Origin of the sequence: Hydrogenophaga sp., assembly GCF_018780075.1 — a bacterium.
Lineage (GTDB): Bacteria > Pseudomonadota > Gammaproteobacteria > Burkholderiales > Burkholderiaceae_C > Hydrogenophaga.
On record NZ_JADMKB010000050.1, the window covers coordinates 16,174 to 30,596 of the forward strand.

16 protein-coding genes are annotated in these 14,423 nt (G+C 69.5%); 8 read left to right on the forward strand and 8 right to left on the reverse strand.

What is annotated here, in order from left to right:
* Window positions 1–10: 10 nt before the first annotated feature.
* Window positions 11–508 carry a MarR family winged helix-turn-helix transcriptional regulator gene (locus tag IV088_RS10975; protein ID WP_291101770.1) on the reverse strand — a complete coding sequence of 166 codons (498 nt, stop codon included), beginning with the start codon at window positions 506–508 and terminating at the stop codon, window positions 11–13.
* Window positions 509–788: 280 nt separating this feature from the next.
* On the opposite strand from IV088_RS10975, the gene IV088_RS10980 reads away from it, so the two are divergent.
* Both IV088_RS10980 and IV088_RS10985 read left to right on the forward strand, forming a co-directional pair.
* Complete coding sequence (locus tag IV088_RS10980) at window positions 789–1,826, forward strand: cupin domain-containing protein (RefSeq protein ID WP_291101772.1); 1,038 nt, start codon at window positions 789–791, stop codon at window positions 1,824–1,826.
* 18 nt (window positions 1,827–1,844) lie between these two features.
* Entirely contained in the window at window positions 1,845–2,582 is a 738-nt protein-coding gene (locus IV088_RS10985; RefSeq protein WP_291101774.1) for a fumarylacetoacetate hydrolase family protein, read from the forward strand.
* Here IV088_RS10985 and IV088_RS10990 read toward each other — a convergent pair.
* The 7 genes from IV088_RS10990 to IV088_RS11020 form a co-directional block, all read right to left on the reverse strand.
* On the reverse strand, window positions 2,553–3,182 hold the full coding sequence (locus IV088_RS10990) for a flavin reductase family protein (protein ID WP_291101776.1): 630 nt from the start codon (window positions 3,180–3,182) through the stop codon (window positions 2,553–2,555). The genes IV088_RS10985 and IV088_RS10990 overlap by 30 nt on opposite strands.
* An 87-nt stretch (window positions 3,183–3,269) precedes the next feature.
* Window positions 3,270–3,632, reverse strand: coding sequence for a DUF3806 domain-containing protein (locus IV088_RS10995; protein ID WP_291101778.1), 363 nt, complete (start codon window positions 3,630–3,632; stop codon window positions 3,270–3,272).
* Window positions 3,633–3,844: 212 nt separating this feature from the next.
* Entirely contained in the window at window positions 3,845–4,408 is a 564-nt protein-coding gene (locus IV088_RS11000; RefSeq protein WP_291101780.1) for a hemerythrin domain-containing protein, read from the reverse strand.
* Window positions 4,405–5,043: a nitroreductase gene (locus IV088_RS11005; protein ID WP_291101782.1), complete on the reverse strand. Its 639-nt coding sequence runs from the start codon at window positions 5,041–5,043 to the stop codon at window positions 4,405–4,407. Before IV088_RS11005 ends, IV088_RS11000 begins: the two co-directional genes overlap by 4 nt.
* A 19-nt stretch (window positions 5,044–5,062) precedes the next feature.
* Window positions 5,063–6,385, reverse strand: a complete 1,323-nt coding sequence (locus IV088_RS11010; RefSeq protein ID WP_291101784.1) for an NnrS family protein — start codon at window positions 6,383–6,385, stop codon at window positions 5,063–5,065.
* Complete coding sequence (locus tag IV088_RS11015) at window positions 6,382–8,829, reverse strand: adenosylcobalamin-dependent ribonucleoside-diphosphate reductase (RefSeq protein WP_291101786.1); 2,448 nt, start codon at window positions 8,827–8,829, stop codon at window positions 6,382–6,384. Before IV088_RS11015 ends, IV088_RS11010 begins: the two co-directional genes overlap by 4 nt.
* Complete coding sequence (locus IV088_RS11020) at window positions 8,826–10,031, reverse strand: nitronate monooxygenase family protein (protein WP_291101800.1); 1,206 nt, start codon at window positions 10,029–10,031, stop codon at window positions 8,826–8,828. The genes IV088_RS11015 and IV088_RS11020 overlap by 4 nt, the downstream gene beginning before the upstream one ends.
* Before the next feature lie 370 nt (window positions 10,032–10,401).
* On the opposite strand from IV088_RS11020, the gene IV088_RS11025 reads away from it, so the two are divergent.
* The 6 genes from IV088_RS11025 to IV088_RS11050 form a co-directional block, all read left to right on the forward strand.
* Window positions 10,402–11,436 carry a peptidase U32 family protein gene (locus tag IV088_RS11025; protein WP_291101788.1) on the forward strand — a complete coding sequence of 345 codons (1,035 nt, stop codon included), beginning with the start codon at window positions 10,402–10,404 and terminating at the stop codon, window positions 11,434–11,436.
* Between the two features lie 183 nt (window positions 11,437–11,619).
* Entirely contained in the window at window positions 11,620–12,540 is a 921-nt protein-coding gene (locus IV088_RS11030) for a U32 family peptidase (protein WP_291101790.1), read from the forward strand.
* A gap of 4 nt (window positions 12,541–12,544) precedes the next feature.
* Entirely contained in the window at window positions 12,545–13,162 is a 618-nt protein-coding gene (locus IV088_RS11035; protein ID WP_291101792.1) for a hemolysin III family protein, read from the forward strand.
* A 15-nt stretch (window positions 13,163–13,177) separates the two neighbouring features.
* Window positions 13,178–13,693 (forward strand): SCP2 sterol-binding domain-containing protein, encoded by a 516-nt coding sequence (locus IV088_RS11040; protein WP_291101794.1) that lies wholly within the window; start codon window positions 13,178–13,180, stop codon window positions 13,691–13,693.
* Window positions 13,680–14,312 (forward strand): UbiX family flavin prenyltransferase, encoded by a 633-nt coding sequence (locus tag IV088_RS11045; protein ID WP_291101796.1) that lies wholly within the window; start codon window positions 13,680–13,682, stop codon window positions 14,310–14,312. The genes IV088_RS11040 and IV088_RS11045 overlap by 14 nt, the downstream gene beginning before the upstream one ends.
* Window positions 14,309–14,423 (forward strand): UbiD family decarboxylase domain-containing protein (locus tag IV088_RS11050; protein ID WP_291101802.1); only part of this gene is annotated, 115 nt, incomplete at its 3' end. The genes IV088_RS11045 and IV088_RS11050, both read left to right, overlap by 4 nt.

A 14,423-nucleotide genomic window follows, 5' to 3' on the forward strand; every position in this document is an offset into this window, starting at 1 on the left:
GTTCGGCCGCTCAGCCCGCAGGCGCTGCGGTGCGCGCCGCGCTGTCACTGGGCGCGCGGCTCAGCTCGTTGTTCTGCGTCACGAGAATCAGCAACAGCCGCATGAACTCCTCGCGCTGGCGCAGGGTCAGGGGCGCAAGGATCTGTTCCTGTGCGCGCAACATGCCGGGCACGGCGTCGTTCAGGCCCTGTTCGCCGGCGGCGGTCAGGAACAGCAGGCGCGTGCGGCGGTCGTCGGGCGACATGCGGCGCTCCAGCCAGCCCCGGGTTTCGAGCCGGTCCACCACGCCTCCGGTGGTGGACGCGTCCAGCGCGATCGCGCGCGCCAGCGTGCGCTGGTCGATGCCCGGCTGGTTGGCCACCACCTGCAAGGCGGCGTATTGCACGGGGGTGACGCCCAGATCGCCCAGTTCCTGCAGGAAAACGCCCACGGAGATCTGGTGCAAACGGCGGATCGCGTGGCCGGGCTGCAGGTCGATGTCGATGGGGCTGTGCTTGTTTTTCTTCATGACGGAGGGGCGCGGGTTTGCCCTGATGTTGACAAAAGTCATGTTAGCACTACACTTACAGTAAGCACACTTACAATCAGCACACCATCTTTTCACCGAGACGCCCCATGAACCCTGCTTCGTCGGCCCTGCCCGTCCGGGTGTCCGGTGGCGGCAAGTCGGTGGTGCGCGCGCAGCACGTGAACGACCTGCCGCGCGGGACGTTGGGTCAATGAGCCTCCCTCGTCGCGGCGTTCCCGGAGGAAGACCCTTCACGCACACACCATTTCAGGAGACCCCCATGAGCCACGAACTCGGACGACTCGAAGACCTGCCGCAGGACTACCGCGACGACCTGAAGCAGTTGAACCTGGTGCCGCTGTGGCCCAGCCTGCGCGCGGTGCTGCCGCCGGGCACGCCCACGCGCGCCACACAGGCCGTGCACTGGCCCTACGCCACGCTCAAGCCGCTGCTGCTCAAGGCCGGCGAGCTCACACCCATCGAGAAGGCCGAGCGCCGCGTGCTGGTGCTGGCCAACCCCGGCCACGGCCTGGAGAACATGAAGGCCAGCCCGGCCATCTACCTGGGCATGCAGCTGCTGCTGCCCGGCGAGTGGGCGCCCAGCCACCGCCACACGCCCAACGCGGTGCGCATGGTGGTCGAGGGCGTTGGTGCCTGGACCACGGTGGACGGCGAGCAGTGCCCGATGAGCCGCGGCGACCTGATCCTGACCCCCACCGGCCTGTGGCACGAACACGGCCACGACGGCACCGACCCGGTGGTGTGGCTCGACGTGCTGGACCTGCCGCTGGTCTACTACATGGAGGCGAGCTACCACATCAACGGCGCGCGCCAGACCGTGAAGCAAGGCAGCGGCGACCGCGCCTGGACCCGCGCCGGTGTGGTGCCCACGCAGGTGTTCGGCCGCAGCGACAAGCGCTACCCCCTGCTGCGTTACCCCTGGGTGGACACGCGCGCCGCGCTGCTGGCCATGGCCGACAACCAGCCCGACCTGGACTGCGTGCAGGTGACCTACGTGAACCCGGAGACCGGCGACGACGCACAAAACATCCTGGGCTTCTACGCCCTCATGCTCAAACCGGGCCAGACGCTCACCCTGCCCGCCCGCTCACCGGCGCAGGTGTTCCACCTGATCGAAGGCGGTGTGGACGTGTCCACCTGCGGCAAGGCCTTCGGCCTGGTCGAAGCCGACACCTGCTGCGCGCCGGGCTACGAGCCCGTGACGCTGCACAACCGCTCGGCCGACCAGTCAGCCTTTGTCTTCATCGCCGACGAATCTCCCCTCCACAGAAAACTCGGCGTCTACGAGACCCGATAAGCCCCAATAGACACCCAGATGACCCAGTACCTCTTCGCCCCACCCGCCGTCCCCTCCCTGCCCATCCGTGGCCAGACCGAACGCTTTCCGATCAACCGCATCTTCTGCGTCGGCCGCAACTACCACGCGCACGCCGTCGAGATGGGCAAGCCGGTCGACAAGAGCGCCGAGCGGCCGTTCTACTTCACCAAGTCGCCGCAGACCCTTGTTCAGAGCGGCGCGACCGTGGCCTACCCGCCCGGCACGAGCAACTACCACTTTGAAATGGAGCTGGTGCTCGCCATCGGCAAAGCCGGCTTCCGCGTGAAAGCCGAAGACGCGCACCGGGTGATCTACGGCTACGCCGCCGGACTGGACATGACCCGCCGCGACCTGCAGCTGGTGGCCCGCGACAAAGGCCGCCCCTGGGACCTGGGCAAGGACATCGAAGAAGGTTCGGTGTGCTCCGAGATCGTGCCGATGGAAGGCGTGGTGATCGAAAGCGGCGCCATCGCGCTGGAAGTCAACGGCGAAACCAAACAGAGTTCCGACGTGGACAAGCTGATCTGGGCCATCCGCGAAATCATCGCCGACCTGTCCCAGTTCTACCACCTGCAACCCGGCGACATCATCTACACCGGCACGCCCGAGGGCGTGGGCGCGGTGGTCAGTGGGGACAAGATCACCGGCCGTGTCGACGGCGTGGCCGAGGTCGCGCTGACGGTGGGCGCCGCCGAACAAGCGGCATCAGAGCTGGTCGATGGTCGTCGAGGCTGACGAGACCTCGGCCATCTCGAACCGGTCGCCACAACGCGTGTAGAAGCTGGCGCCGAAACGCCCCACCGGGTGGAACCCGCGCAGGTTCACGCGCCAGGCCTGGGTGTCCACCAGCCCGGCGCGCGCGGCGAGCCATTGCACCCGGCCGAAGAACACGTAGCGGCTCTCGGTCTCCATGGTTTCGTGCAGCACGCACTCGAACGCCACCGGTGCTTCGGCGATGCGCGGCGGCTTCACCGTGATGGAAGGCACCGGCGTCAGCCCGGTGGCCTCCAGCTCGCTCACCTCCGGCGGCAGCGACGCGCCGCAGGCGTGCATCTGCGGCGCCATCGCTTCGTCAGCGATGTGCACGACGAACTCACCCGAGGCCAGGATGTTCGCCGCCGTGTCCTTGAGGTGGCCGTCCTGCAGCCGGTTGATGCTCAGCATCACCAGCGGCGGGTCCTCGCCCACCATGTTGAACATGGAAAACGGCGCCGCGTTCACCACCCCGTTCGCACCCAGCGTGGTCACCAGCGCGATCGGCCGCGGCACGATCAGGCTGGCCATGAGCTTGTAGCGCTGGTAGGCGGTGAGACGGGCAAAGTCGATGTCGGTCATGGGCGTGGTCCTTCGGGAAGGGGACACGCAAGGACCGGGCCGGATCGGCGCCGATGCAGGAACCAACGTTTGCCCTGAGGGTTGGCCTCACCTATACATGTCTGCCTGTTTGAGAACGAACTCCGTGATCTTCGCGGCCAGTTGCTCGACGTTGACAGCTTCTCCGCCCTCGACTCGCTTAGATAGTGCAGTCATCACGTTGATCTGAACACTTGTTTCTCGATAGCGGACTGTCGGATCTGTCCCGTATTCATCTTCGACTTGCCACCACGACAACCCTGGAACGGTTGACACCAGTACATCGCCGAATACAACTCCGAGAGCTTGAAGCTCCCATGTAGCGGTTTTCGGGAGCAATTTGGCATCAAGTGCTTGCTGCAAAAGCTGCAAGTCACTCTTTGTGCCCGACAACTTCTCTCCCGGAAAGCGCTTCGCCAGCAGTGATGACACGAATGCTCGCTGCTGAGTCAGTTGTGCGCGCATCCCGTTCGAAAGTGGGGAAAACACCGCTTTCGGCGCTTCTTTCGAGACGGATGCGAATGGACAGGACAGCAAGACCTGGGCGAATAGTCTTCGACGCATGTGAAACCACTCGTTGATTTAAATCGAAGATCGCAGGAAACCCAAAGTCGAATGAGATGCAAATCCAACCGATCGTCAAGTCAGACCACCACACCCCGCCGCCCCATCATCTCCGCGCTCATCGCCTGCAGCGCCTCGCCCCGGATGACCGAGCGCGCCGCCGGATAGACCACGCCGTTCTCGTCCACCAGATGCCGCCGGTACAGCGCGTCGTAGGCGTCGAAGCGCTGCTGGTCGTCCGCCGAAAACCCGGGCCAGCCCTCGCCCGCCTCCACCAGCCCCAACAGCCCAGCACGCACCAGCGCCCACTGTGCCTCCATCGCGCGGTGGTCCTGCTTGAGCTGGATGACCACGGCCACCACGGCCGGGTCGCGCTGCGCGAGCAGCGGCGGGAAGACGTGGCGCTCCTCGTCTTCGTGGTGGTGCGGGCCGGCCAGGTCGAAATAGCGCATCACGTCGCGCGCGGCCTGCCGGGCCTGCTCGTCGGCGCCATGCGTGGGCACGTGCTCACGGATCTTGCCGAGCAGGCGCAGCATGCGCTCGACGCGCTCGTGGCAGGCGTCGAGCATCTCGAACGGGGCTTCGAAACCCACGCCGGGCGCGCTGTGGCCGGGCAGGCCGATCTGCACCTTGGCGCCGCTCATGGGGCGCCCCCGCCACCCAGCACGCTCAGGTAGTCCGACACCCCCGGACGCTGGCGGCCCGGCTTGCGCGAGGCCACGGTGCCGATGCTCACGAAACACAGCGCCTGTTCGGCCGCGCCGAGGCCGAAGCAGGCGCGCAGCGGGTCCGACTTCAGCGCCTTGCCGCTGGTGAGCGCCGAGCCGAAGCCCAGCGCGGTGGCCATGAGCAGCATGTTCTGCACCGCGCAGCCGGCCGAGAGGATGCGCTCGTTCAGGTCCACCTCGGGGTCGCCGCGCGCGCCGTCCACCACCGCCAGCAGCAGCAGCGGCGCCCGGAAGGCTTTCTCGCGCGCCTGCGCCAGCTGCTCGGGCGTGGCGCCCGGATCACGTTCCCACAGGGCCTGGGCAAACACTTCGCCCAGCGTGGCGCGCTGCCCGGCCGGCACGAGGATGAAGCGCCACGGCAGCAGCTGCATGTGGTCGGGCGCGGCGGCGGCGGCGGCCAGGATGGCCTGGGTCTGCTCGGCGTCCGGGCCCGGCCCCACCAGGCGCTTGGGCAACACGGTCTGGCGCGCCTGGATCAGCTCACCGGCCACGAAACCCCAGTCGGGGGACGGCGCCTCGGCGGCGGTGTTCAGGAGGGCGGAGGAAGGCATGTCCACAGAAAAAGAAGGTTCAGCCGGGCCGGCCATCGGCGCGCAAGCGGCCGTACCAGCCGATCAGGCGCAGGCCCCACACGCCCATCACGCCGGCCCAGAGCAGCGCCGCGGCCGTCAGCACCCACGGGGACGCCCCGTCCAGGGCCCCCGCCACGCGCAGCAGCACCGCCAGCTGGAGCAGGCAGAACACCGCCCAGACCAGCGCATCGGCCACCAGGGTGCGCCCGCTGTGGCCGCACGACACGCGCGTGACCATGGCCACCAGCAGCGAGCCCAGGCAGCCCATGGTGAGTGCGTGCAGGGCGCCCAGGCCCAGGGCCGGCACGCCGGCGCGCAGGCCCAGCAGTTGCGACACCCCCGCCAGCACCAGGGACAGGCCCAGCCACAGGAACCCCAGGTGCAGCATCGCCAGCAGGCGCACCTTGAGGCTCTGCACCAGGCCCCAGGCGACGCCCAGCCAGAGCACCACCCCACCGGCCAGCAGCTCGACCAGGCCCTGCACCAGCATCCAGCCCGGGGCGCTGGCCCAGCCGATCGCGCCCACCCAGACCACCAGCACCTCGAAGGCCGCCGCGCCCAGCAGGGCCCACAGCACCCAGAACGGCCGCCAGGCTTCGACCATGGGCACCGCACTGGAGGTGAAAAACGGGATCATGCGGTGCGCCACCACCAGGTAGGTCACCACCACGAAGCCCCACAGGCCGGTCAGCACCAGGCTGCGGGCGAGGTCGATCGCACCGGCCAGCAAGGCCAGGGCCAGCCCCGCGACGCACAGCGTGCCCACGGTGCCGGCCACCGCCACCACCGTGGCGTGCAGGCGGTCGGTGAGCGTGCTGCGCCGCACCAGGGCCCAGAAGCGCAGGTACTGCGCGCCCAGGCCGGCGGTCGCCAGCGCCGCGCCCGCCACCGCGACGCCCACGTGGGTGTGGGCCCCGGCGAGCCAGAGCAGCCAGCCCGCGGCCTGCAGCAGCAGGGTGGGCACCAGTGCCCGGGGGCCGGGGCCTTCCACGCCCAGCCACTTGGGGCCGGCGGTGAACAGAAAGCCGGCAAAAAAGAGCGGCACGAAGCCAAAGCTCATGACCGCGGCGTGGGTGACCGTCGGGGACACCGCGTACCCCAGGCCGATGGCCCCGGTGCTGCGGTCCACCTGCACCAGTGCCCACCACAGGCCCGAGGCCAGCAGCAGCAGCACCGCGAGGAAAAACGCCAGCCGGTGCGGCGCCAGCAGCAGGTGCTGCGGGCGCCAGGCGCGGCTCGGCCCCTGGCCGCCACCCTGCGCGCCGGCGGGCCCTGGCCGCACCGGGCGCAGGGGCACCACCGGGCGCGTGGTGGAGGTCATCCGCAGCTGCCGAGGTGCCCGCAGGAGGTGCAGTAGTCGCAGCCGTCCTTGCGGATCATGGCGTGTGCGCCGCACTCGGGGCATTTCTTGCCGGCCATCACGGCCGACGGGGCGGCCATGCCGGGCAGCTCGGGCGCGGCGGGCGCTTGCGGCACGGCCACGGCGGCGGCGTGCTGGTTGCGCCGCGCGATGATGTTCTGCAGCGCGAAGGCAATGGCCGCGACCTCGGAGTCGTGCCACATCGGCACGTGCGTGCCGTCGGCCTTCTGGTAGGTGCCCAGGCGCACCGGGCCGCGGTCCCAGGCGACCTTGCGCATGTCGGACAGCGCCCGGCCGAGGAAACCACCGCGCGCGGCCAGCGAGAGCATGCGCATGGTGGAGGTGATCCACTGCTGCGACTCGCCGTTCTGGCCCACGGGCATGAAGAACTCGATCGCGCGCTCGACCGTGCCCACGCCGTCGGCGGCGGGCACCGGCAGGAAGGAGACGACGATGTACAGCGTCTTGTGGCCCTCTTGCGTCCAGTACTCGATCTTGTCGGCCACGGCCGAGAGCGCGCCCTTGGGACGGCTCTCGATCACGGTGCGCATCGGGTCCACCGGCGCGGCTGGCACGGGGGCGGGCTTGGTCTCTGCGGCAGCGGGCGTGCCGGTGTCGAGCACCGAGCCGAGAATGTTGTTGGGCCGGTAGGTGGCCATGCCCTTGAGGTTGGCGCGCCAGGCCTTCTGGTACAGGCTCTTGAAATCTTCGAACGGGTAGTCGGCCGCGACGTTGACCGTCTTGGAAATGGCGGTGTCCACGAAGGGCTGCACCGCTTCCATCATGGCGATGTGTTCGCCCGCGCTCATGGCCAGCGCGTTGACGAAGTACTCGGGCAGCTGGTCCACGTCGCCGCCGAGTTCGCGGTACAGGCGCCAGGCGTGGTCTTCCACCGCGTACTCGCTGGTGGAGCCATCGGCCTCGCGCTTCTTGCGGCGGTACATCCAGGAAAACGGCGGCTCGATGCCGTTGGAGGCGTTGTCGGCAAAGGCCAGGCTCACCGTGCCGGTGGGCGCGATGGACAGCAGGTGGCTGTTGCGGATGCCGTGCTTGCGGATGGCCTTCTTGATGGCCTCGGGCAGGCGGCTGGCGAAGGTGCCGGGGGCCAGGTAACCCTCGGCCTCGAATTTGGGGAACACGCCCTTTTCCTTGCCCAGCTCGACCGAGGCCAGGTAGGCGGCGTTGCGCATGCGCTCGGCGATCTGGGCGGCCACCTGGCGACCGTCTTCGCGGTCGTAACGCACGCAGAGCATGGCCAGGGCATTGCCCATGCCGGTGAAGCCCACGCCGATGCGGCGCTTGGCGGCGCTTTCAGTGCGCTGCTGCTCCAGCGGCCAGAAGGTCACGTCGAGCACGTTGTCCAGCGCGCGCACCTGCAGCGCCACGGCCTTTTCGAAGGCCTCGAAATCGAAGGCCGGGGCCCCGCCGAAACCGAACGGGTTCTGGACGAAGCGGGTCAGGATGATGGGGCCGAGGTCGCAGCAGCCGTAGGGCGGCAGCGGCTGTTCGCCACAGGGGTTGGTGGCCGAGATGGTTTCGCAGTAATGCAGGTTGTTGTCGGTGCCGATCTTGTCGAGGAACAGGATGCCCGGCTCGGCGAAGTCGTAGGCCGACTTCATGATGGTGTCCCACAGCTCGCGCGCGGCCACGGTCTGGTAGACCCACTGGCCGTCGCTGCGCTGGTAGGCGCCTTTGTCGAGCAGCGTCTTGCCGGGGCGGGCCTTGTGCACCAGCTCCCAGGGCTGGTCGTTGCCCACGGCCTCCATGAAGGCGTCGGACACGCCGACCGAGACGTTGAAGTTGTTCCAGCGGCCGGGGGTGCGCTTGGCGGTGATGAAATCCATCACATCCGGGTGGTCGATGCGCAACACGCCCATCTGCGCGCCACGGCGCGCGCCCGCGCTCTCGACCGTCGAACACGACTGGTCGAACACGTTGATGTAGCTGCAGGGGCCCGACGCCATGGAGTGCGTGCCCTTGACCTCGGCGCCGCGGGGGCGGATGCGCGAAAAATCGTAGCCCACACCGCCGCCGCGGCGCATGGTTTCGGCCGCTTCGCGCAGCGCTTCGTAGATGCCGGGGTAGCCCTCGGCGTCCACGCCCTGGATCGCGTCGCCCACGGGCTGCACGAAACAGTTGATCAGCGTGGCCTGGATGTCGGTGCCGGCGGCGCTCATGATGCGGCCCGCGCCGATGGCGCCGGCGTGCAGGTTGGCGAGGAAGGTCTGCTCCCACTCGGCCCGCGCTTCGGGCTTTTCCACGGAAGCGAGCGCTCGCGCCACACGGCGGTAGAGGTCTTCGACGCCGGTCTCGCCGGGCTTGAGGTATTTTTCGGCCAGGACGTCTTGGCTGATGGGTTGGGTTTGTGTCAGGTCCTGCGCGCGCAGGCTGTGGTCACGCTTCATGCGGTGGCTCCAGATTCGATGGGCAAAGGGGCGGTATTCTGCCCCAAAGCCGGGGACAGGCAGCCCCCGATCATCCACCACATCAGGTCGCGCACGGAACGGATGTCCTTGCCGAACGGGAGGGTACCGGCCCCCCGGAAAAACAGGCCCTTGTTTTCATCGCCTTCCATGGCGTGGCCCAGCTGCTGGTCGATGCAGAACTGGCCGATGCCCACCACGCCGTCGCGCAGGCCGCAATGGGCCAGGCAATCGAACGCCATGTTGCACTTTTTCTTGGCGTGGGCCGCCGCCTGGAGCTTGGGCTCGATGCGGATGTACTTGTCCAGCCAGGGCGTGCGCACCGCGCGCGCGGGCAGACCGGCCACACTGATGAACTCCACCACGTCTTCGGGCCGCGCCTCGGCCAGCACGCGCTTGAACACCGGGTCGGCGTCGCATTCCTGGGTGACGGCAAAGGCCGTGCCCATCTGCACCGCGCTCGCGCCCAGGGCCTGCAGGCGCAGCAGGTCGCTCCGGGAACTGATGCCACCGGCCGCGATCAGCGGGATCTGTCCCTCGATGCCGGCGGTCTTGAAGAATTCGAGCACCGCCGGGAGCACCTGATCGAACTCGAAGCGCCCGTCCTGCAGATCCGCCACCTTGGCGGCCCCGAGGTGGCCACCGGCCAGGCGCGGGTGCTCGATGACGATGGCGTCGGGCAGGCGGCCCTTCTTTTCCCACTTGCGCACCAGCAGCTGCACGCCGCGCGCGTCCGACAGGATGGGGATCAGCGCGGTCTGGGGGTGGTTCTTGGCGATCTCGGGCAGGTCCAGCGGCAGACCGGCGCCCACCACCACCGCGTCGGCGCCGCTCTCCAGCGCCTGGCGCACGTAGATTTCATATGCTGAGAGCGCCTTCATCACGTTGACCGCGATCAGGCCGCGGCCCTGGGCGATACCGCGCGCGCGCTGGATCTCGCGGTCCAGCGCGACCAGGTTGGCGGCGTCGATGCGCGCTTTGGCGTCGGGCTCCTTGCCGTTCTCCAGGTGCACCGTCTGCGCCATCAGGTCGGGGTGCAGGCGGCGCAGGTCCACGGACGAGACCGTGCCCACCCCGCCCAGCGACGCCACCGCGCCGGCCAGCCCGCCGGCCGACACGCCCACGCCCATGCCGCCCTGCACCACGGGCAACAGCTCCTTGCCGCCCCCGTCCTGGCCGCCCATGCGCCAGGTGCGCAGCCCGCCCTCGCGGGCCAGGCGCAGCAAGGCCTCGGCGTGCGCGGCCACATCGCCGCTGTCAGGCGGCACTGCGCCCATGTCGTCTCGTGCATTCATCGTGTCGTTCCGGTTGTGCGGCGCAAAAAACCGCATCTGGAGCCTACCGGCGAGGGCCCGTAAGCACCTTGTCCTGCATCAAGAACCGCCCTCGGGCGGGCCTTCGCCACCGCCCAGCCCGTTCCAGCCCCCACTTGCGCCAGATCAAGCCATGAGCCCCTTGACCCAGGTCAACGCCGGGGCGTCGGGCCGCTGATACCTTCGCGCCCGTCTGGCACCGGCCCCCGTTCGCCGTGCCGCCCCTCCCCTGCACCCTCCCATGGCCACCGACCGCACGCAACCGAATCCCCCCACCCTGGACCTGGTCTGCCCGGCCGGCAGCCTGCCCGCGCTCAAGGCCGCGGTGGACCACGGCGCCAACTGCGTCTACCTGGGCCTGCGCGACGCCACCAACGCGCGCAATTTCGCCGGCCTGAACTTCGACGACGCGGCCATCGCCAGCGGCGTGGCCTATGCGCATGCGCGGGGCTGCCAGGTGTTCATGGCGCTCAACACCTACCCCCAGGCCGCGCAGCCGGAGCGCTGGCGCGAGGCCATGGACAAGGCTGTCAACCTGGGCGTGGACGCGGTCATCCTGGCCGACCCCGGCCTGATGCAATACGCCACGCAGCGCCACCCCCGGCTGCGGTTGCACCTCTCGGTGCAGGGCTCGGCCACCCACCCCGAAGCGATCAACCTCTACCACCGCGAATTCGGCATCTCGCGCGCGGTGCTGCCGCGCGTGCTCTCGCTCGACCAGGTGCGCCAGGTGGTGCAGAAGACGCCGGTGGAGATCGAGGTGTTCGGCTTCGGCAGCCTGTGCGTGATGGTCGAAGGGCGCTGCGCGCTCTCGTCCTACGTCACCGGCGAATCGCCCAACACGCACGGCGTGTGCTCCCCCGCCAAGGCGGTGCGCTGGCAGGACACGCCGAAGGGCCTGGAATCGCGCCTGAACGGCGTGCTGATCGACCGCTACGCCGCCGGTGAGAGCGCGGGCTACCCCACGCTGTGCAAGGGCCGTTTCGACGTCGAAAACGACACCAGCTACTACGCGATCGAAGAGCCCACCAGCCTCAACACGCTCTCGCTGCTGCCGCAGCTCTTGCAGATGGGCGTGCGTGCGATCAAGATCGAAGGGCGCCAGCGCAGCCCGGCCTACGTGGCCCAGGTCACGAAGGTCTGGCGCGAAGCCATCGACCACTGCCTGGCCCAGCCCCAGCACTACACGCCCAGGAGCGCCTGGATGGCCTCGCTGGACCAGGTCGCGGAAGGTCAGCAACACACGCTGGGCGCTTACCACCGGCCGTGGAAATGACCGCCCCCCTGCGCCGCTTCGCAGCTTCCCCCCGGAGGGGGGACGCACCCCTGTGGCCTGGCAAAGCCAGTTCCACGGGTGCCCTGGATGGGGCACGCGCTCCGGCGCCCTGGCCCTGGCTCCCTCGCCCCTCTGGGGAGAGGGTTGGGGTGAGGGGCGGCCGCACACACTGGAACCACTGAAGTGAAACTTTCTCTCGGACCCCTGCAGTACCACTGGCCCCGCCAGACCGTCTTTGACTTCTACGAGGCGATGGCCGCGACCGCGGTGGACATCGTCTACCTCGGCGAGGTCACCTGCTCGCGCCGCCACGAGTTGCGCCTGTCCGACTGGCTGGACGTGGCCGAACTGGTGAGTGCTGCGGGCAAGACCGCGGTGCTGTCCACCCAGGTGCTGCTGGAGTCGGGCTCGGACGTGAGCGCGATGCAGAAGATCGCGGCGAACGCTGATTTCCTGGTCGAGGCCAACGACATGGGCGCGGTGAGCGCGCTGACCGGCCAGCGCGGCTTCGTCGCCGGCCCGCACCTCAACGTCTACAACGGCCCCACGCTGCAATGGATGGCGTCGCTGGGCGCCACACGCTGGGTCGCGCCGCTGGAGATGCCGCGCCACGACCTGGCGCTGCTGCAGCAGCAGCGCCCGGCCGGCCTGCAGACCGAGGTGTTCGTGCACGGCCGCCTGCCGCTGGCGTTTTCGGCGCGCTGCTTCACCGCGCGCCACCGCAACCTGCCCAAGGACGACTGCCGCTTCAGCTGCCTCGACCACCCCGACGGCCTGATGCTCAAGACGCGCGAGAGCGCCGAGTTCCTGGTGCTCAACGGCATCCAGACCCAGTCGGCGCGGGTGCACAACCTGATCGACGCCTGGGCCGATCTGGCGGCGCTCGGCGTGGACGTGGCGCGCATCAGCCCGCAGTCGTTGCACACGGCAGAGGTGATCGGCCTGTACGACGCCGTGCGCCGCGGCGCGCTCGACGGGCCGCAGGCCCGCGCGGCCCTGCGGCCGCTGCTGCCCGAGCGCGACTGCAACGGCTACTGGCACGGCCGGCCCGGGCAGGAGCGCGTCGAGACCACCGCGCCGGCGCTCGCCACGGCCGTGGCCTGACACCATGGTCGCCGGCGAGCGCTTCAACAGCATCAGCCACCTCGTGGGCGCGGTGCTGGCCGTGGCCGCCGCGGTGGTGCTCATCACCAGCGCGTCGCTCAAGGGCGACCCCTGGCGCATCGTGGGTTTCAGCGTCTACGGCGCCACGCTGGTGGTGCTCTACGTGGCGTCCACGCTGTACCACGCGCTGGGCGGTCGCGCCAAGGCCGTGTTCCAGAAGCTGGACCACTGCAGCATCTACCTGCTGATCGCGGGCACCTACACGCCCTTCGCGCTGGTCACGCTCAACGGCCCCTGGGGCTGGTCGCTGCTGGGCGTGGTCTGGGGGCTGGCCGTGGTCGGCATCGCGCAGGAAATCTGGCTGGCGCGCGGCGCACGGGTGATGTCGCTGGTGATCTACGTGCTCATGGGCTGGCTGGCGCTGGTGGCGGTGGCACCGCTGTGGCAGGCGCTGGGCCCGGCCGGTTTCACCTGGCTGGCCACCGGTGGCGCCCTCTACACCCTCGGCATCGTCTTCTACGCCACCGACCACAAGGTGCGCCACGGCCACGGCATCTGGCACCTGTTCGTGCTGGCCGGCAGCACCTGCCATTTCTTCACCCTGTTGCTGTACGTGGCCTGACCGCCACCCCCCTCCATGAACGACACATTTGCCCCGGCCCAGCGCCACACCGTCCCGCCACCCGTCGCCGCCGTGCTCTCGCGCCTGCCGCCGTACCCCGGCTCGCTGCTGCTGGTCACCGGGCTCAACCTGGTGCTGGCGCGGCAGCTGCCGGCGGACGTGGCACAACGCCTGCAAGGCCAGCGCATCCGCATCCACGTGCGCGACGCCGGTCTCAGGTTCGACTTTGCCTGGCAGGGCCGGGCGTTCCGCGCCAGCGCGCCGCAACCCGCCACCGAGCTCACCCTGAGCGCCAACGCGCACGACTTCCTGCGCCTGGCGCAGCGGCTGGACGACCCCGACACCCTGTTCTTCAACCGCCGCCTGTCCATGGAGGGCGACACCGAGCTGGGCCTGGTGGTCAAGAACGCGCTCGACGCGCTGGAGCTGCCGGTGTTTCAGCTCGCGCAGTGGACGCCGTCGGCCGTGTTCACGCGCCTGCAGCGGCTGCGCCCCTCGGCCACGCCCCGGTCCCGCCATGCCGGGCGCTGACCCCGGCCAGCCCACCGGGTGCGCCGGCGCCGGGGCTGCCCCGCGGCGCCTGATGGTCGCGATCACCGGCGCCAGCGGCGCCATCTACGGCCTGCGCCTGCTGCAGACGCTGCAGACCGTGCCGGGCGTGGAAACGCACCTCGTCGTCTCCGACGCCGGCTGGCAGACCCTGCGCCACGAGCTGCACGCCGGACCGCAGACGCTGCGCCCGCTGGTGCACACGCTGCACGACGCGGCCGACCTCGGCGCCGGCCCGGCCAGCGGCTCGTTCCGCTGCGCCGGCATGGTGGTCGCGCCGTGTTCCATGCGCACGCTCGCGGCCATCGCGCACGGCCTGTCCGACAACCTGGTCATCCGCGCGGCCGATGTGATGCTCAAGGAACGCCGCCGCCTGGTGCTGATGGCGCGCGAGACGCCGCTGCACCTGGGCCACCTGCGCAACATGACCGCCGTGACCGAGATGGGCGCCATCGTCTGCCCGCCGGTGCCCGCCTTCTACCTGCGGCCGCAGACCATCGACGACATCGTCAACGCCAGCGTGGCGCGGGTGCTGGACCTGCTGGACGTGCCGCACACGCTGAGCGCACGCTGGGCCGGGCTGGACGCCGAGCCGGCATGATTTACAAGGACCTGCGCGACTTCATCGCGCAACTGGAAAACTCAGGCGAGCTGCGCCGCATCAGCGAGCCGGTCTCGCCGCACCTGGAGATGACCGCGCTGTGCGACCGCG